This window comes from Photobacterium sanguinicancri (genome assembly GCF_024346675.1).
Lineage (GTDB): Bacteria > Pseudomonadota > Gammaproteobacteria > Enterobacterales > Vibrionaceae > Photobacterium > Photobacterium sanguinicancri.
In genome coordinates, this window is the sequence record NZ_AP024851.1 from 610,893 (window position 1) to 629,919 (window position 19,027).

Annotated in this window: 15 protein-coding genes; 10 read left to right on the forward strand and 5 right to left on the reverse strand. The window is 41.8% G+C overall.

Translation table 11 applies throughout. The features are described from left to right. Positions 1-89 precede the first annotated feature (89 nt). Positions 90-3,635, reverse strand: a complete 3,546-nt coding sequence (locus OCU87_RS19710; protein ID WP_261859182.1) for an Ig-like domain-containing protein — start codon at positions 3,633-3,635, stop codon at positions 90-92. A 946-nt stretch (positions 3,636-4,581) separates the two neighbouring features. Between OCU87_RS19710 and OCU87_RS19715 the strand changes: the two genes are divergently transcribed. Further along, on the forward strand, positions 4,582-4,962 hold the full coding sequence (locus tag OCU87_RS19715; RefSeq protein ID WP_261859183.1) for an NADH:ubiquinone oxidoreductase: 381 nt from the start codon (positions 4,582-4,584) through the stop codon (positions 4,960-4,962). Between the two features lie 66 nt (positions 4,963-5,028). On the opposite strand, the gene OCU87_RS19720 is transcribed toward OCU87_RS19715, so the two are convergent. Next, a complete protein-coding gene (locus OCU87_RS19720; RefSeq protein WP_062689333.1) occupies positions 5,029-5,484 on the reverse strand; it encodes an RNA methyltransferase in 456 nt (151 codons plus the stop codon). A 236-nt stretch (positions 5,485-5,720) separates the two neighbouring features. On the opposite strand from OCU87_RS19720, the gene OCU87_RS19725 reads away from it, so the two are divergent. The 7 genes from OCU87_RS19725 to OCU87_RS19755 all read left to right on the forward strand — a co-directional run bounded on the left by OCU87_RS19725 (position 5,721) and on the right by OCU87_RS19755 (position 13,410). Beyond that, on the forward strand, positions 5,721-7,535 hold the full coding sequence (locus tag OCU87_RS19725) for an extracellular solute-binding protein (protein WP_261859184.1): 1,815 nt from the start codon (positions 5,721-5,723) through the stop codon (positions 7,533-7,535). A 103-nt stretch (positions 7,536-7,638) separates the two neighbouring features. Next, complete coding sequence (locus tag OCU87_RS19730; protein WP_261859185.1) at positions 7,639-8,727, forward strand: microcin C ABC transporter permease YejB; 1,089 nt, start codon at positions 7,639-7,641, stop codon at positions 8,725-8,727. After that, positions 8,727-9,749, forward strand: a complete 1,023-nt coding sequence (locus tag OCU87_RS19735) for an ABC transporter permease (protein ID WP_261859186.1) — start codon at positions 8,727-8,729, stop codon at positions 9,747-9,749. Before OCU87_RS19730 ends, OCU87_RS19735 begins: the two co-directional genes overlap by 1 nt. Positions 9,750-9,755: 6 nt before the next feature. After that, a complete protein-coding gene (locus OCU87_RS19740; protein WP_062689339.1) occupies positions 9,756-11,360 on the forward strand; it encodes an ABC transporter ATP-binding protein in 1,605 nt (534 codons plus the stop codon). Between the two features lie 82 nt (positions 11,361-11,442). Beyond that, complete coding sequence (locus tag OCU87_RS19745; protein WP_261859187.1) at positions 11,443-12,330, forward strand: aspartoacylase; 888 nt, start codon at positions 11,443-11,445, stop codon at positions 12,328-12,330. 206 nt (positions 12,331-12,536) lie between these two features. Then, entirely contained in the window at positions 12,537-12,737 is a 201-nt protein-coding gene (locus OCU87_RS19750; protein WP_062689343.1) for a DUF2986 domain-containing protein, read from the forward strand. Between the two features lie 220 nt (positions 12,738-12,957). After that, the gene (locus OCU87_RS19755; protein ID WP_062689345.1) at positions 12,958-13,410 is read left to right on the forward strand and encodes a dCMP deaminase family protein; all 453 of its coding nucleotides are present in this window, start codon (positions 12,958-12,960) and stop codon (positions 13,408-13,410) included. 116 nt (positions 13,411-13,526) lie between these two features. On the opposite strand, the gene nagA is transcribed toward OCU87_RS19755, so the two are convergent. Both nagA and OCU87_RS19765 read right to left on the reverse strand, forming a co-directional pair. Next, on the reverse strand, positions 13,527-14,663 hold the full coding sequence (gene nagA, locus OCU87_RS19760) for an N-acetylglucosamine-6-phosphate deacetylase (RefSeq protein WP_261859188.1): 1,137 nt from the start codon (positions 14,661-14,663) through the stop codon (positions 13,527-13,529). Between the two features lie 330 nt (positions 14,664-14,993). Next, a complete protein-coding gene (locus OCU87_RS19765; RefSeq protein WP_094957332.1) occupies positions 14,994-15,536 on the reverse strand; it encodes a hypothetical protein in 543 nt (180 codons plus the stop codon). 258 nt (positions 15,537-15,794) lie between these two features. On the opposite strand from OCU87_RS19765, the gene OCU87_RS19770 reads away from it, so the two are divergent. Both OCU87_RS19770 and OCU87_RS19775 read left to right on the forward strand, forming a co-directional pair. After that, positions 15,795-17,186 carry an MDR family MFS transporter gene (locus OCU87_RS19770; RefSeq protein WP_094957333.1) on the forward strand — a complete coding sequence of 464 codons (1,392 nt, stop codon included), beginning with the start codon at positions 15,795-15,797 and terminating at the stop codon, positions 17,184-17,186. A 168-nt stretch (positions 17,187-17,354) separates the two neighbouring features. Next, complete coding sequence (locus OCU87_RS19775; RefSeq protein WP_261859189.1) at positions 17,355-18,116, forward strand: DmsC/YnfH family molybdoenzyme membrane anchor subunit; 762 nt, start codon at positions 17,355-17,357, stop codon at positions 18,114-18,116. Between the two features lie 104 nt (positions 18,117-18,220). Here OCU87_RS19775 and OCU87_RS19780 read toward each other — a convergent pair whose 3' ends face one another. Next, a complete protein-coding gene (locus OCU87_RS19780) occupies positions 18,221-18,760 on the reverse strand; it encodes a hydrolase (protein ID WP_261859190.1) in 540 nt (179 codons plus the stop codon). Positions 18,761-19,027: the final 267 nt, after the last annotated feature.

Sequence of the window (19,027 nt, forward strand, 5' to 3'; positions counted from 1 at the left end):
AAGCTTTGAGCTGAAAATCCAGATCAAATAAAAGAAGGGCTACCAATGGTAGCCCTTTGTTTTATAGCGAATACAGTGTCAGTAATGAATTACTGAGCTGGTGTTGGGTTAGGATCGGTTGGTTCGACAGGATCTACTGGTGGCTTACGCAGTTGTAACTGCCAGTATGTTTGATAGTGATCATCTGTTTTTTCTTCGTGACTAAGAACAAGCGTATCACCGATGTGGAAATTCTTTTGGGTATGGCCGGTAGGGAAGCCAAATACAAATTCGTCTGTATTCCAGTTACCATCTTTGCCTCTTAAGGTAATACCATGCTGGAAAATTGCCATGATTTCATTTGGTGCATCAGGATTACTAATAGTTTGTACATTACCATCAGACGCTTGGAATCTGGAATACTTACTATATAGATCTCCTTTTGCTTCTTTAATGGTATTGAATTTAATTTGCTGTTCAATAACACCTTCCACTTCGACATCAACAATTTCTGCGACATCAAAGTAGTAAGTATAAGATCCTTCTTCAATTTTTCGTTTTCCAGCACTATACAGAATGTGACCATCAGGCTTCACTGAAGCAACACCATATGTTTCACCTGAGTTAAGTACATCACCAGCTTCAAATAAATGTAGTTGAGGTTCTTCGGCAATAGAATCCCATAACCAATAGCCAACCGCATTTTTATATTCTTCATCGGTAATCAAACACCCCGCACCTGAATTTTGAAGGGACTCACGTACTGCAATACTCACACTTTTTGCAGAGCTACAAGTGTAGGTACTGTCGCCTGGGTAGGTGAATTCTTGTTCAGAAATTTCAAGTGTATTTAGGTCAAGTATTCTAAGCACTGGCGGTGTAAAGTAGTTATCGCGAGAGGTTGGCAAATCGAGTAAACCAACTTGATCATGGCTGCTGGCTAGTTGAATTATCTTACCTTCAATCTTACTATGATCACTCCACTCGGACGTTTCAAAATCAAAGACTGTGATCGTTAGGTCATTGTCATATTGATAAATACGAATCAGACGACCATCTGCAGCAAAGAAGAAGCCTTCTCCCTGGCGGTTGACCATGTTATCTCTGAATGGACTCATATCAACAGCAGCAAGTTCACCATTTGATGGGCTGTAGCGGTAAGCTTTGTGCTCATCGACACCTGAGCTGTGTTCATTTGACGTTAGTAGGAAAATATAGCCGTTACTACTACTCATCATTCTGCTGCGAATAAGTCTAAAGTTATCGGTTGGAAGATCGACTATGGATGCTTCACTTTCTCCTTCAGAAGTGATTTTAGTGAGGTAAAGAGGTCCATTTTTTCCTAGCCCATCTATTTGCCAGAAACGATAAAGAGTGTCACCACTCTGTGTTGCTTGAATTAGTTCTAACTCGTCTCGCCCCATTGCATCTTTAATAGCTTGAATTGAATCATTGACTGGCTTTCTATGCCACTGATAAACATCAGCGTTATCAGCAATATTTACGCTCAGTTCAACGGCTTGTGGGCTGCTACCTACTGATACATCAACACCGAGTTCAGCAAAGATTTTTTGTAATTCAACCGGTACTTTTTGTAGTTTAAGTTTGGTATCTCCTGCACGTACAGCGCGCATTAGATCTCTGCCTTCATCGTTGTCAGCAATCTGGATGCCAGATTCATCGATTGCAGCCTCTCTAAAGCCGCTCCACTCAAAGTCTAAACCACCTTTTTCTGCGACAAATACATACTCTTTACCGTTAGAGCGAGTAAACTTGAAGCGGTAAGGGTAGCTACCACCTTCAGAAAGCAGCATGGTTCCATTTCTAGCTACTAAGTCGAAAGGCGGTTCTGAAGAGACAATCTTAGGTGCAATAACTTCTATCGTTTCTTCAAGAACCATTTCCTTGTAAGTTGCTGTAACAACAGATTCACCTTCGATAATACCAACAGCAATACCGTTCTCGTCAATGGTTAAAATTTCGGGGTTACTGGTTGCCCAAGCAATATCTTCGGAAATGACAGAAACCGAACCATCGCTGTATTCACCGTTCAGAGTGAGCTGCAGTGTCTCTTCTCGTGATATGGCGTTGTTTGGCAAATTGAGGCTAAGATCTAATAGCTCGGTTATCACTTCAAAATCTTGAGTAACCGTATTTTCACCAACAGTCGCGGTGATAGTTGCAGTTCCGACACCTTTACCAATGAATAGGCCGTTACCTAGTGACTCTACAATTGTAGAGTCACTTGAAACCCATGTTGCTTCATTCGTAAAGTCGATGATGTAATCATTTTCATGTATGCCTTCAGCACTTACTTGGAATTGCTTGTTGAATAACTGCTCATGTTGGTTGAAACCTAATCGCAGTTCGGTTAATACAGCTTCCTGTGCAGTGATTTTAATGGTCGATGTTTCGTCCATGTAAGATGCAGAGAGGTTAATATCACCTGCCGCTGCAATGTAGGCTTGACCATTTTCAAGCTTAATTGCATTTTCTGGTGAGTAAGATATATCTGATAGAGAAGTTACATCAGATACTGTACCGTTTGACCAATTAGCTGAAATAGTCGGGGTGATTTTATCGCCAACAGTTACAGATTTGCCAACGCCAGATAATGTAATGCTTGTAAGTGCAGTATCACCCATATCAACGGCAATTGTTTCAGTGGTGATTATATCGCCGTATTGTGCTTTTATGCTGATATAACCTGCTTTTTTAACTTCCCAGTAAGTCCCTTTATTCTCTAAAGCGTCAGTGGGAGTAATTGCATAAACTGTCTCACTTGATACATTTTTTGACGTCATGTTAGTGAACAGAGCATGTGCGGTCGGGAAAACTTTATCACCAATACTGGCTGTTTCTGGAATACCGCTGATCGACAGATTATAGATAGTCGGTTTAGTGAAGTCTGGCGTAGTAATATCGTCGTATTTTACTTCCCAAGAGGAAATATCTTTAAAGCGATGTTTTTCTTGTTCTAAGAACCATTTGTCAGCAAATAATGCATCCCATGCTTGTTTGTATTGTGATGTATTTTGTGTATGCCAATTATTCCATTTCTCCTCGTCGCGAAGAGCACGAAGCCAAAGTATTGTATTTTTATAGCCACCCAAAGATGCTGAATTATCAATAATGGCTTTAAGGCCAGCACCGTATCGAATTATGAGCGGTTCAGTGTAATTTCTATCGAAAGTTAAATAGAGGTCCCATTCTGTGCTAGAAACAAAATCATTTTTATCGGTATCAGCTAATACATATTCAACGGTTGAAAAATTGCTGATTAATGCTGAGTTCTTTTTATTATTAAAAGCCTGCTCTAAGCTTCTACCATCGTACTCGTGCAAGATGATGTCATCGCGAATCGCTTTGTATGTGATTGGGTGTGACTTGATTTTTTCGAATTCAGAGTTTTTGATTGATGCATTGATAACATACTTACCATCGGCATTTGTTTTACCTGAAGCAAGTAACTGTGTACCGGCATAAACAGAAACCGTTGCATCCGCGATAGGACCATCATAAACGTTACCCACGAAAGTTAATGATTTCTTATCAACTTTTGGATCTGGGGTTGTATCTGAATTTGAATTATCGTCACTACCACACGCAGTGAGCATTACAATGAGTGGAACACTCATCCAACAGGGCTTGTACATTTATTTTCCTTAATAAAAGACGAGGTATAGTTAATGCACTCGTCATAAATATGCCGTGTGAAATTAAAATATGTTTATCAAAATATGAATTAAGAATTGAATCTAATTCGGGTGAGGAAGATAAATGTAGGAGCAATAAATTACAACGTTTTAATATATAAAATTAAGTCGGATTGTTTTTGTTATTTATATTATTGTCCATTACATTTTGTTTTGATTTACTGTTAGATTGGTTATTTGTTTCCTTAATTAAATCTTTAATATTCATGAGCTTATATTGTCTATTTTGTTTTTAAAAGATAGCGATGAAATGTTTTTTGAATTAAAGTGATGATTGTTAATTACTTATATTTGTGAAATAAATCCAAAGTGACTGTAGTTTAATTCTGATTATGTATATTTAAACGTTTTCTGCTTTTTAAGTCCATTTCAATTTAATAACGAAATGTATCGTCAGTATCTCTTTTGTCGTGCGACTTACTTCACTATGGCAAAGCCAAAGCCAAAGCCAAAGCCAAAGCCAAAGCCGCGATTGATAATATTTAGACTCGATAAGTGCAAAAATTTGCTCAAAAACGCACACACCAACAATGAAAAGTAAAATTCCACATTTAAATCTGCATAACATCAGGATTCTTCGTATAAATAAGGTGTATCTCACCAAAATTGCAACATAGACATGATTAATGGTTACAGGTGGGCTATTTGAAATGATTTCTTACAATGTTGGTTGTGTTAACATTGATTTAACATTGATATGTGCGCTATCTGAAAAACAACATGTTGCAATGTTACAGAATGTAAATTTATGAAAAATAATGTGATTAGATCGAGGTGGTATATTTAGGTGGTATGAAAAGTGTGCGATTCATGGGAAAATGCATCTGTCAATCGAGTAGCACGTTGAAAGGATGCTTTCTAATTTATTTGCACTAAAGAGGTGTGTATGAAACTTGGTATTATTTTCCTTATCTCTATCGTCGCTGGTATTTTTTCGGGCGAGCACTATCACTCTTTTGTTGCCGGTTTTGCGGTTGCAGCAATTGCAGTCGGCAGTGGTTACTGGCTAGCGTTTCGAAGTTCAACACGCTATCCGCAACTTGCTTTACTCATGTTGCTGCTAGGCCTTGCGGCTAAAATGGTAGTCACTGTAGTGGGGGTGATGTGGAGTTTAGAAGCGAACCTGATTAATTCACCAATTGTGTTTTCATTGTCTTATTTGTTCTTCTCTATTGTTGTGACATACGGTTATTCAAAACTGCGTGAATACCAAATGCAAAAACGTAGTGTAAAAGAGAAGCAAAAACTGCAAACGCAACCTGCGTAATGCGAATTTAACCTTCTTCAAAAAAACGGGCTATCATGAGATAGCCCGTTTTTTTATGCATATCGTTTAGTGGTGTGAGAAGTTCTCACCTTTTGCCAAGCGATCGTACAAAATTACGTTAACAGCGGCTGCTAAGTTCATGCAGCCTTTTGTTGGTACATAGATAGTTTCGCGACAAAAACTAGTGATCTCTTTTTTCAAGCTGCCATCTTCAGGGCCAAAAATATAAAAAGCACGTTCTGGGTGTTTGTAATCGGGTAGTGGTTTTGCATCATCGGATAGCTCCACTGCAACTGGTACACAACCTAAAGGCAATACAGCTTTAAGATCTTCAACGCCGATCAGTGGGATATCGCGATGTACGTTTTTGGTGTCGGTGCAAAACTGTTTGGCAAGGTCATATCGTGTACCCGTATAAAAAACAGAATTCACGCCGTAACAGCCTGCGGCACGCATCACTGAACCAACATTTTCAGGGGTCTTAGGGTTAAAAAGCCCTACACAAGAGTAACCTTTGCTCATAACACTCATCTTCAAAATTAAATGAAGCCGAATTATACGGATTTTTGCGATAAAAATCAGGAGATTTATATCTTCTTGAATCTGTTACGTAATAGCGTGTCTTTTACCTCCGTTCTTCTAAGAATATCAAGGCGATAAGTTGTTGAATCGAGACTTATGTCCTATCGTATTATTATGATAATTATGCTTTTTTTAGCTTTTGTTGTGCTTGCGAGTATGATCGGTGGGAGATTTTTATGCAGAGGAAGTTATCGTTAGCTGCTGCAATAGTAATGATGAGTGCGCAGCTTGTTCATGCGGAAGTAGTAGAAACGACCCGCTTAATTGGTTTTGGTGAAGCAAAATACCCACGTGATTTCGCCCATTTCGATTACGTTAACCCCAAAGCACTCAAAGGGGGGAATATCACCTACTCACGTGTTGGTACCTTTGATAGTTTTAATCGCTTTGGTACGCGTGGTGTTTCTTCTGCGGGTGCAGAAGCTATTTACGACACCTTATTTCTGCCTTCAGAAGATGAAATAGAAAGCTATTATCCGCTCATAGCCAGTAAGGCTCGCTATAACGATGATTATGCGTGGATGGAAATCGACCTGAATCCTAATGCTGTTTTTCACGACGGTCATCCCATAACCGCTGAAGATGTTGCCTTTACCTTCATGAAGTTCTCAACTGAAGGGGTGCCGCAATATCGAATTTACTACAAAGACGTTAAGTCGGTAGAAGCGAAGTCCACACGAACGGTTCGGATAGAGATGGCGAAACCTAATCGAGAAATTTTACTTTCGTTAGTACAAGGTATGGCGGTATTACCTAAGCACTATTGGGAAGGTAAAGACTTGGGTGAGCCTCTTAATGAGCCACCTTTAGGTAGCGGTATTTATAAAGTCTCGGATTATAAGGCGGGGCAAAGTGTTACTTACGCGAGAGTCAAAGACTACTGGGCGGCTGATTTACCGGTGAATGTTGGTCGTCATAATTTCGATACTATTCGTTATGATTATTACCGTGACGAGACGGTAACGCTTGAAGCGTTTAAAGCGGGAGAATACGATTTTCGCCAAGAGAATGTTGCTAAGTTTTGGGCGACGCTTTATCAGGGCAAAAACTTTGATAATGGTCTGATTAAGAAAGAAGAAATCGCCCACGAAATTCCACAGTCGATGCAGGCTTTTGTTTTTAATACCGAACGTAATGTTTTCAAAGATGTTCGAGTGAGAGAAGCATTGAATTATGCGCTCGACTTTTCATGGATGAACAAGACGCTTTTTTATGATCAATACACACGCACCCGCAGCTACTTTCAAAATACAGATTATGAAGCGAAAGCTTTGCCTTCTGAGGCAGAGAAAACCTTACTTGAATCCATTAAAGATCAGATACCCGCCCGTGTTTTTACCCAAACATACCAACCGCCAATGTCTGATGGTTCAGGGCGTATTCGTACTAACTTAAGAAAAGCCCTTAGTCTGCTAAAAGAAGCAGGGTGGGAGCTAAACAATAAGGTGATGACGAATGTTAAAACGGGGGAAACCCTTGATTTTGAACTGCTGATTTACAGCCCAACCACAGAACGCATCGCCATTCCTGTTCAGAAAAATTTGAAACTGATTGGTGTGAACATGAAGATTCGCACTGTAGATACTACCCAGTATGTGAAACGCCTTCGTGACCGAGATTTTGACATGGTTTCGCATGGCTATGGGGCTAATCGTTACCCAAGCCGTAACTTGTTGATTGCATGGAACAGTAACTATATCGACAGTTCTTACAATACCGCGGGAGTAAAAGACCCTGCGGTTGATTATCTGACTCAAAAGATTGCAGAGAACCAAGATGATCCTGAATTACTGTTAGATTACGGCCGTGCTTTAGACCGTGTATTGCAGTGGAATTTCTATGTGATCCCGCAGTGGCATTTAAGCAAATTCCGTATAGCCACTTGGGATAAATTCGCGCGTCCTGCTATTCGTCCCAAATACACGCTAGGGGAAGATACCTGGTGGGTTGATACCGAGAAAGTGAAAAGGTTGCCGAAGAAGCGCCAATAGAGCTGTATCTGTAATGGCTGCATGATGGTTCGTAATGAGCACGAACTGACTAAGGTAAAATAATCATAAGGAGTGTTGGCACTGGTGTGGCCAACAAAATGGTATGGCTGCATATATTCTTCGACGATTGTTACTGGTTATCCCCACATTGTGGGCCATCATCACCATTAATTTCTTTGTTATTCAGATTGCGCCTGGAGGCCCTGTTGAACAAGCTGTTGCACAGTTAGAGGGGCATTCTTCTGGCATCATGGAGCGATTTTCTGGTGGTGGTAAAGAAGTCGCGCTAACAGAAGGTAACGGGGAACAAGGGACGGGTTATCGAGGATCCCGAGGGCTAGATCCTGAGGTGATTGAAGCCATCAAGAAGCAGTTTGGTTTTGATAAGCCTATGCACGAACGCTATTTTGATATGCTTAAAAACTACGCCACCTTTAACTTTGGCGATAGCTTATTTAAAGGTGGCAACGTTATCGATCTTATTATTGATAGGCTGCCTGTTTCTATTTCGTTGGGATTGTGGAGTACCATTATCATTTACATGGTCTCTATTCCTTTAGGGATAGCCAAAGCCATTCATCACGGTTCGCGCTTTGATATTTGGAGTAGCGCCGTTGTTATTGTCGGTTATGCTATTCCTGGCTTCTTGTTTGCGATTTTACTGATTATTTTCTTTGCTAGTGGCAACTACTTTAGCTGGTTTCCATTACGCGGCTTAGTGTCGCCAGATTGGGAACAACTTAATTGGTACCAGCAAATTGGCGATTACTTCTGGCATTTGGCGTTGCCAACCTTGGCGATGGTGATAGGCGGTTTCGCCACATTGACCATGCTGACGAAAAATTCCTTCCTTGATGAAATCAATAAACAGTATGTGGTGACAGCTCGCGCAAAAGGGCTAGATGAAAATAACATTCTCTATCGCCATGTGTTTCGTAACGCAATGCTGATCATTATCGCGGGTTTTCCAAGTGCTTTTATCAGTATGTTTTTTACCGGTTCAATGCTGATAGAGGTGATGTTCTCGCTTGAAGGTATTGGCCTGCTCGGTTTTGAATCGACTATCCAACGTGATTACCCAGTGGTGTTTAGTTCTTTGTATATCATGACCTTGCTCGGGCTGTTACTGAATATTCTCTCTGATATCACCTACACCTTGGTGGATCCCCGCATTGATTTTGAGGCGCGCTAATGGCAATGAATCCATTAACACAGCAGCGCTGGCTGCGTTTTAAAGCCCACCGCCGAGGTTACTTCTCGCTATGGATTTTCTCTGTATTATTTCTTGTTAGTTTATTTTCTGAATTAATATCGAATGACAAACCCTTATTGATTCATTTTGAATCGCAATGGTATTTCCCAGTTGTTGAGCAATATGCAGAAACCGAGTTTGGTGGGGAGTTTGCAACAGAAGCTGATTATACCGACCCATTTGTTATCGATCTGATTGAACAAAAGGGCTACATGGTTTGGCCGCTAATTCGCTTTAGTTACGATACCATCAATTACAACCTAGCTGGGCCTGCACCGTCACCTCCTGATGCGGTTAATTGGCTTGGCACCGATGATAAAGGGCGAGATGTACTTGCTCGTATTATCTATGGCTTTCGTATCTCAGTGTTGTTTGGTTTTGCTTTAACGGTTATTTCAACCATAGTCGGTGTCGTCGTGGGGGCGTGTCAGGGTTACTACGGTGGGTGGCTAGACTTAATGGGGCAACGCTTCATTGAAGTGTGGTCAGGCATGCCGACCTTGTTTTTACTCATCATCCTTTCCAGTTTTGTCGAACCTAATTTTTGGTGGCTGTTAGGGATTATGGTGCTGTTTAGTTGGATGGGGCTTGTCGGTGTGGTGCGAGCGGAGTTCTTGCGGTGCCGAAACTTTGATTATGTGCGTGCGGCACAAGCGTTGGGAGTCAGCGATAGCCGAATTATTTTGCGGCACATGTTACCGAACGCCATGGTTGCCTCACTGACCATGATGCCTTTTATATTAAGTGGCTCAGTGACCACCTTAACGTCTCTCGATTTTCTTGGTTTTGGTCTTCCCGCTGGCTCGCCTTCGTTAGGGGAACTGTTAGCGCAAGGTAAAACCAACCTTCAAGCGCCATGGCTTGGTTTATCAGCTTTTGCTGTTTTGTCTGTCATGCTGAGTTTACTTGTATTTATTGGCGAAGCGGTGCGTGATGCCTTCGACCCTCACCAGCAAGGATAAGCCGTTATGCCTAAAGCGTTACTCACAATAAACAACTTATCGGTAGGTTTTGCCAGAGGGCAAGATGTAAACCAAGTTACACAAGATGTGAGCGTCAGTATTAACCGAGGTGAAACGCTGGCGTTAGTAGGGGAAAGTGGTTCGGGAAAATCAGTGACTGCGAATGCCATTTTACGCTTATTGCCAAAAGCGACAGCACGCTACATCAACGGCACCATTGATTATGACAATATTGATATGTTGAGTTGCAGTGAGCGTGAAATGCGAGGGTTACGGGGTAACCGCATTGGCATGATTTTCCAAGAACCTATGATGTCACTTAATCCGTTACACCGTATTGGGCAGCAGTTATACGAAACCTTAGCCATTCATAGAGGCATGCGATCTAAGCAAGCTGAACAGCATGCATTGACTTGGCTGAATAAGGTCGGTATTCGTAATCCAGAAAAACGCTTGAATGCTTATCCTCACGAATTATCAGGCGGTGAACGTCAACGTGTCATGATAGCAATGGCTTTGGTGAACGAGCCTGAATTATTGATTGCAGATGAACCTACAACGGCGCTAGATGTGTCGGTCCAGGCGCAGATCCTCGACTTGTTGAAAAGCTTACAGCAAGAAATGGGCATGGCTATGCTGTTTATTACGCATGACTTGAGCATTGTTCGTCAAATTGCGGATAGGGTCGCTGTGATGCAACTCGGTCGGGTCGTTGAAACCGATGACAAACAGGTTATATTCACCAACCCAAGCCATCCTTATACCAGAAAGCTGATAGATTCAGACCCGAAAGGATCACCCGTTCCCGTTGATATGCAGTCCGAACCTTTATTCAACGTTGATGGTTTACGTGTGTGGTTTCCGATAAAAGGTGGGCTTCTCAAGCGTACAATTGATCATGTGAAAGCTGTAACTGATGTCAATTTTGTTCTGCGAAAAGGCCATAGTGTTGGTTTGGTCGGAGAAAGTGGTAGTGGAAAATCAACAACGGGTATGGCGGTATTAAAGTTGCTTGAAAGTGAAGGGGTTATACAGTTTGACGGACATGATATTTCTACCTTTGATCGTAAGAAAATGCTGCCATTTCGCCACAAAATGCAGGTGGTTTTTCAAGATCCATTTTCTGCTTTAAATCCTCGTATGTCTGTTGCACAAATTATCGGGGAAGGATTAAAAGTGCATGCGCAGCTTTCAGCGGACGAAGAAGATGCCGCGATTTGTAAAGTTATGGAAGAGGTTGAGCTTGATATCACGACACGCCACCGCTTCCCTAATGAATTCTCTGGTGGTCAGCGTCAGCGGATTGCTATCGCGCGTGCGTTGGTATTGAAGCCTGAATTCATTTTGTTGGATGAGCCAACATCGTCATTAGATCGTACCGTTCAATCACAAGTATTGGATTTGCTGAAAGCATTACAACAAAAGTATGGATTAAGTTATTTATTCATTAGCCATGATCTGAATGTCGTGAAATCCCTATGTCATTACACATTAGTGCTTCGACAAGGGAAAGTGGTAGAGCACGGTGAAACAGCGGCGTTATTCACCGAGCCACAACATGAATATACGCAGCAATTAGTTAGCTTGTCTGCTGTTAATAAAATTGCATGATTATTCTTGTTTTATCTGTATCGTTTGAATAGCAAAGGTGATATACCTTAGTTATTCAAGGTATTACAGGGACAGAGTAGAAATGGATAAGATCAATACGGTTGCAATTGTTGGCGGTACACACGGTAATGAATATTCGGGTATTTATCTACTACGTCATTGGGATAAGCAGCCTGAGATAATTTCGCGCAGTACCTTTTCAACGGAAACCGTACTCGCCAATGCAAAAGCGTTTGAGCAAAACAAGCGTTATGTTGATTTTGATTTAAATCGTCAGTTTAGCCATGAAGATTTGAATAACCCGAACCTTCGTGGCTATGAGCAGTGCTTGGCAAAATCCCTTAATCAGCAGCTGGGGCCTAAAGGTGATGCTAAAACCGATTTTATTATCGATTTGCACAATACCACCAGTAATATGGGACCTTCACTGATCTTATTACAATCTGATGCATTCAATCGCCAGATGGGAGCATATGTTAAACAGCATATGCCATCAGCGGTTGTGGTGTTTGAAGACCATGCGACAGTAGAACAGCACTTCTTTTTAAGCTCTATGTCACCCCAAGGCGTGATCGTTGAAGTTGGACCACAACCTCAATCAGTTATTCGTCAAGATGTACTCGATTGGATGGCGGAGATGACGAAGCATATCCTCGATTTTATTGAGCTACATAATCGAGGCGAAGTGCCTGTTTTACGAGAGACATTAGAAGCATTTAAATACACAGAAACGCTATCACTACCGTTAGATGACGACGGTGAGCGAGCGGGTATGGTCCACCAGTCAGTTCAAGATGGTGATTTCAAGCCATTGAAAAATGGTGACCCAATATTTACCTTATTTGATGGTACTGAAGTGTGCTGGGAAGGGGATTATATCGCATACCCACACTTCATTAATGAAGCCGCGTATTACGATAATAATCTAGCGATGTCTTTGGCTGAAAAAATCATAGTGAATGTCAACTAGGCAATGCGTTAGTTGCTATGTAATTGTCTGTGATTCTTTATGGTCTTGATGTTTAATGTGAACGCTTAACTAAGATGCCGATAGAGCGAGTAATCTTAATCACTTATCTAGATCATATTAATGGTCATTTCCGTGATTGACCTCGCATCTTAGTGGTAGTTACGTATATAATCGCCGGCTACGAATATTACTCGAATGCTGACATCATGAACCGTAAAAAGAAAGTGAACCAGATCCTTAAAAAAAGGATGAAACAAGCTAACGCTAAGATCCATAAAAGCAACAAGCCTCGTTATGTTTCTAAGGCTGATCGTGCAAAAATGGAGCAAGAAGAAGCTCTGGCTGCACAAAATGACACAGTTGCGACTGCAGAAGTAGATTCTGAGTCGAAAGCTGACGCAGAATAATATTGCGAGTCAATTCGATATCTTAGTGTCACTCAACGAGAATTTCATTGAGTGACACTGATTTATTGAATGTATACGAGCTTATAAAGGAAGTTGCTAGCGACACAGTGTGGTGGCGTTTTTAATCTTGTTAGGAATAGCTGGCAGAATAAGATTACAAAGGCCAACATATCGATTCGCGATATGAATAAATATAGAACGTGTTTTAGTGGGGAAGAAAATGATTTCAAAGTGGGCAATACGATTTAATCAGATGGCTGAACTGGTTGCCTCTTGGAGTAAAGACCCTTCTACGCAAGTAGGAGCGGTTATCACCAAGCACAACCGCATTGTTTCAGTTGGTTTTAATGGTTATCCGCACGGTATTTCTGACAGCGCAGAAACTGATGATCGTGACATGAAATATTTGAAAACGTTACATGCAGAAGAGAATGCCATTCTTTTTGCTAAGCGTGATCTCGATGATTGTGAAGTTTGGGTGACACACTTCCCGTGCCCTAATTGTGCAGCGAAGATTATCCAGACAGGTATTACTGCGGTGCATTGCCCTGAACAAAGTGAAGACTTTTTATCGCGCTGGGGTGAAAAGATCAAAGTAAGCCAAGATATGTTCGAGCAAGCGAATGTAAAAGTAGATTGGCTACCTGTTGATGAGCTGAAAGAAGCGCCTTAACCTTATTTAGGACGAGCCAAGATTCAAATAAAAAGAGAGTAGCCTAAGCTACTCTCTTTTTTTATGTTTAACTCTTAACTATTCGATTTAAATCAAGCAGTATGATGATGAGTTTATTAGCTGTAGTTGTGCTCTGTACCCATCTGGAATACTGAGGTGACGGTAAGAGCATCGCTAAGTAGAGTGATGTTTGCTTTATAGCCTTTAGCAATTTTGCCGTAGTGATCATCTATGCCTAGTGCTTTAGCAGGGTAAAGGCTAGCAAGTCTTAGCGCTTCTTCTTTTGATACGCCAACATGATTGATGAGATTTTTCACACCTTCAATCATGGTGATAGCAGCGCCTGCAATGGTGCCATCAGCGTAGTGACATTTACCATCGGTTACGTAGGCTTTTGTGCCTGCCATGTCGTATTCAGTCATGTCGGTACCCGCTGGGTTAACAGCGTCGGTCACCATAAAGAGTTTGTCGCCTAATTGCTGATGTGCAATACGTACCGATGCATACGACGAGTGAATACCATCGACAATAATACCGGCATGTGGCTTTTGATCGAAGATATAACCGACCGTACCTGGTTCACGCGAACCTAATGGTGTCATCGCATTATAAAGATGTGTCGCCATAGTCAGGCCGTTTTTCTCTGCACATTCGTCATAAGTTGAATTAGTGTGACCAAGTGAAACAGTAATACCAGCGTCGGTCAGAATATCTATCACACTCTGAGATGTATTTTCTGGTGCTAGCGTGATCACGCTGATATGCGCTGCGTTATCAGCAAGGTAACGGGCCGTGGCTTCGTCTAATTCACGAATACAGTCTTCCTGGTGTGCGCCTTTTTTAGCTTTACTGATAAATGGCCCTTCAAGGTGTAAACCTAAGATACCTTCCGCTGCTGGATTCGCGATATCAGCCACCATACCGACCACTGCTTTCATTGGTTCTTCACGGCTAGTGATGAATGTAGGCAAGTATTGCGTTGTGCCATGACGAAGGTTAGTCGCGTTCATGGTATCAAGAGTGGCTTTACGGATATCTGTGTTAAGCAGTACACCGCCACAACCATTGAGTTGGATATCTATGAATCCTGCCGTTGCCAATGCCCCTTTACCATCAATGACGACTTCTGGCAGCGTTGCTTGATCTAATGGCAGTACATCAATGATTTCATCACCTTGTAGGATGATTGCTTGATTTGAAAGGGTGTTAGTTCCGTCGAAAACATCAACATTGGTGATAGCACGTAAAGACATGGCATTATTCCTTATCGACCAACTCAGTCATCGTCTCTACTGGCTGGTAACACAGTCTAAATAATAAAAGCTTTGGTATTGCTCTGTGCTTACCAGTATCAGGTACGCTGAGAAAACCACTTAATTCACAATGAAAAATAAGATACTAGGAAGAAAGCGATAGGTCAATGGTTGGCTATGTTTTCACTTATAATTATACGCAAACCCAATAATGCCAGTTACATTTTGATTTGTTAGCAGGAGATGGTTAATCTTATTGATGATATATAGCCTCTCTTTATTGAGAGGCTATATATGAAAGCGTTGAGGAGTGTTTATATATTGGGTTGTTTAGTCTCTTTCACCCACTGGGATCATGATGTGTACATATGGGGTGTCTTTCCACATGACATAAGGACCACCGTTATTTGGATCGACGGGCAGCGAATCTAGTAAGCTTTGATCTGGGGTGATGATCATTAGGTGCGGACCCTCTCTAACCCACTGGTTTTCTTCGGTTTCACCTTCAGCGTAAGGGTCGATATTACTGGCCCCCTGATCGCCTGCCAGCATGTATGAAATACCGATAGTTTTAGCTTGGAATGGTTTTTTGTTCATCCAAGCATCTGCCCACTCCATCCAAGCTTCGTCCATACACATAGGTGCCTTGCCCTCGAGCTGTGGAGGGGTAGGGAAACAGGTGTATCTACTATCACCTTTTTGTAATACATTTTTTTCCCAGTCCAGCACTGTGACTTTATCTTTCAAAGTCGGTGGCGCTGCACTGAGTGCATCTTCTAACATTTCTTTCGGACTGCTATCAGCGGCGTAGAGGTTAAAAGAGAGCCCTGCTAATAGCGTACTGGTAAGTAAGATATTTAGTTTTGTATTCATAGTCATCTTCGGATTTTTATCCGCCTTAAAAAGGACGCATTTAATTATAGGTGACGCTGTCACTCCTGCATGGTGAAGTCTAATTAATTGCGATAAACACTGAGGGTAAAAGCCTGTGAATGTAAAATAGTGCTTATTTATAAGTACGTTACCCATATTAAAAGCTGCTTAGTAAATTAATTGAGATAGTACTAATTGTTAAATGTACCTTCACAGATAAATACATTATGGTGTCGCTGAATATTGTTGGAGATTGTAATGAAGCCGCAAACTGTCTTGGCCAGTGTCTCATTAGTGATTGCACTGGGCTCACTTGAGAAGAGTATTGTGACAACGCCTTTGCCTATTATTGGTGAAGAGCTAGGTGCTGGTCAGGCACTGACTTGGGTAATCACGGCGTACTTATTGGCGGCAACTGCCGTATTGCCTGTGTATGGAAAATTAAGCGACATTTTTGGTCGTGTACGCATGCTGAACATTGGTATTGTTCTTTTTGTTTTAGGCTCTATTGCTTGTGGTCTCGCGCAAGATTTACCGAGCTTAATTGCAGGGCGTGCATTGCAGGGGATTGGAGGCGGTGGACTATTAGCTCTGGCTTTTACCGTGATTGCGGATTGTATTCCTGCAAGAGAGGTGGGTAAGTATCAAGGTTATATTTCTGCTGTCTATGCGGTTTCAAGCATTGCTGGTCCACTATTAGGCGGATTTTTTGCAGAACACACAGATTGGCGCTGGGTATTTTGGATCAACTTGCCGTTAGGCGCATTAGCGATGTGGTTGGTGAACCGAAACTTGTCGCATTTAAGCAAAGGAAGGCGTTCTACATTTGATTGGCAGGGCGCTGGCTTACTTATGTTGTTGTCTACTGTGTTGCTGCTTGTGGTGTCACCAGAATCAGCAATCAGTAATTATATTCTTGTTCCGGTGTTAATTATATCGGGCATTCTATTAGTGTTGGTTGAGCGCAAACAGACAGATCCTATTTTACCTGCTCGCTTAGTGCACCTTGATGGTTACATGATGAGTGTTGGTTTGATGATGTTATCGCAGTTACTAATGTTTGCCGTGCTTGTGTATTTGCCCTTACAGATGCAATGGCAGAAGCAGATGACGGCATCAGAAAGCGGTATGTTGATGATGATCTTCATGTTCAGCATCACAACAGGAGCTTTTAGTAGCGGAAAGTTGATTGCACGTAGGGGTAAATATAAACCATTTGTTGTGGTCGGCTTTTCACTGGCTGCGATTGCGCTATGGATTTTACACAGTGATCATTATGTGTCGCTTGCTTTGGGGCTTGCAGGCTTAGGTCTCGGCTTTACTATTCCATCGCTAAGTGTGGTCGTACAAAATGTATTACCACCTGCTGATCGAGGTATAGGGATGTCGATGTTCAGTTTTGGTCGTGAACTCGGCGGGGCGATTGGTGTTGCATTTTGTTCGGCACTTTTTCATGCTCAGCTGTCAACGTCGTCAGCCAGTAATGCGGTAGTAAATATCGACGGGCACAGCCAAACATCACTCGCTGATTTTGCGCCAGGCCAATTGGCCGAAGGATTTAGCGTGATTTATGGTGGGATGGCTATCGTTGCTATTGTGGCGTTAGTACTGACTCTACTTTTGCTGCGGCATCAATCGCTGGACAACTAGCGGCGTAAATAGTGCTGTAAATGTATACCAAAGAGAGAAGGCGTGCGTGGCACGCCTTTTTCGTACTGGAGTGTTGCGCTTTCTTAGGGCAAAATACTCGCTTTCAAAATGACAGTGTTATTTCAGTAAACAAGTATCTACCTATTTTTACTGAAAAAGAGGTTTCCCATGTCTTGGTCCAATTGGCCATTTATTATGTCGAGCGTATTTTCTCAGCTCGCTATTGGTGCTTTTATTTCGTTAGGTTGTGTGATTTTGAGTGGCAAGCTCTGCTTTGGACAGAGTGACCGCGTTCATAGAACTATGCCAGCCTTGTGGTTAATGCTTTTTGTTTCTTTAATTTTGCGTGAAGGCAATCTTATGTTGATGCAAGCGCATTCGGCATATTTACTGACCAATGAAGTACTGCTTGCTATTGTCTTTTTTGGTTCTGCGATTTGTTATTGGTTTTTTGAAAAGGGCCTAGTTGCCACGGAAGGGTTCCGTAAAGTCTTACTCGTAAATGTGATGGTTTTGGGTATAGCCTACTTAGTGAATGGCTTTGTTGTACGTTCGTCGCACTGGTTGGTGATTTCTCATTTTATGGCAACGACCATGGTCGGAGGTATGTTATTTGCTCATGCCGCATTAGTGAGAGCGCAGCACAAAGTAGAAGCGGTTAACCGTATTTTCCCTATTGGCGGAATGGTACTTGCGATTGTGTGCTTTATTACAGGTGCTAGCCAACTCGGTGATCTTAAGGCGTTAGCTGAAGCTCAAAACGAAACAGGCCCTTTGATTGCTCAAATTATAAGTTTAGGTTTACTCGTTGCTGCTACTGGTGTGTGGTTAATGCCAATGATTACGCGATCTAAACCAGTGCAAGGCGTAATGACATTTGCATTATTACTGATTTTCCTGTCTTCATTGTTTGCTGGGGTGGGCGTATAGCGGCCTAAACTTGGTTATCTCACCAAGCCTGAAAATAGATCATGGATAATAAAGGCGATACTAATTAGTATCGCCTTTTTGCGTTTTGGTAACGAGTTTACTCACTACTTGATGATTGAAAGCAACTGCTTAAATTGTTCACCCTTGGCAATGCGCTGCAGCTCAAACAACGCCATTTCAGTACTGGTCATTTTAATACCCGCGAGGGCCATTTTCTCAAGTGCTAGTTGCTTATTCGCTGGATGACGAGAAGAAACAGCATCGGTGACAACTTCCACATGATGACCCGCTTGATGAAGATCCATCGCTGTCTGATAGACACAAATATGCGCTTCGATACCAACGACCATAATATTACTGCATTGGCTTGCTTCTAATGTGGCTTGAAACGTTTGATTACCACAGGCACTAAAGGTGTTTTTGGCGATAGGGTTTTGATCGGCAAGTAATGTCTGTAGTTCGGGAATGGTCGTACCAAGCTTATCTGGAATTTGTTCCACCCAGATAATCGGTAGCTTCATTAGCTGTGCACCTTTCACCATTACCTGTAATTGAGTAAATAGCTCATCACGTTGGTGCATGATTTGGGCAAGTTTGCCTTGAACATCAATGATCACAAGTGCAGTGTTATCAGCATCGAGCATAATTTGTCCTTAAAAATAGTGTCCGTGTGGTTGTTAATTTAACTATCATCTGTAGATAAAGTGTAGCAGCTTCATTGGCTTAGCTCTTACATTTATGAATAACACCTGAAAATGAAATTGATAAAATGTGACATGCTGCTGATGGTGATGTGCTGGCTTCTATTTGAAAGAGTGCTGCCTTTGATACGTGCTCACCGCTTGTGCGATTACCCGTTGTTTTCTTATGGTTATTGTTGTTATTTTGTATGCCTTGTGATGATCAGGTTG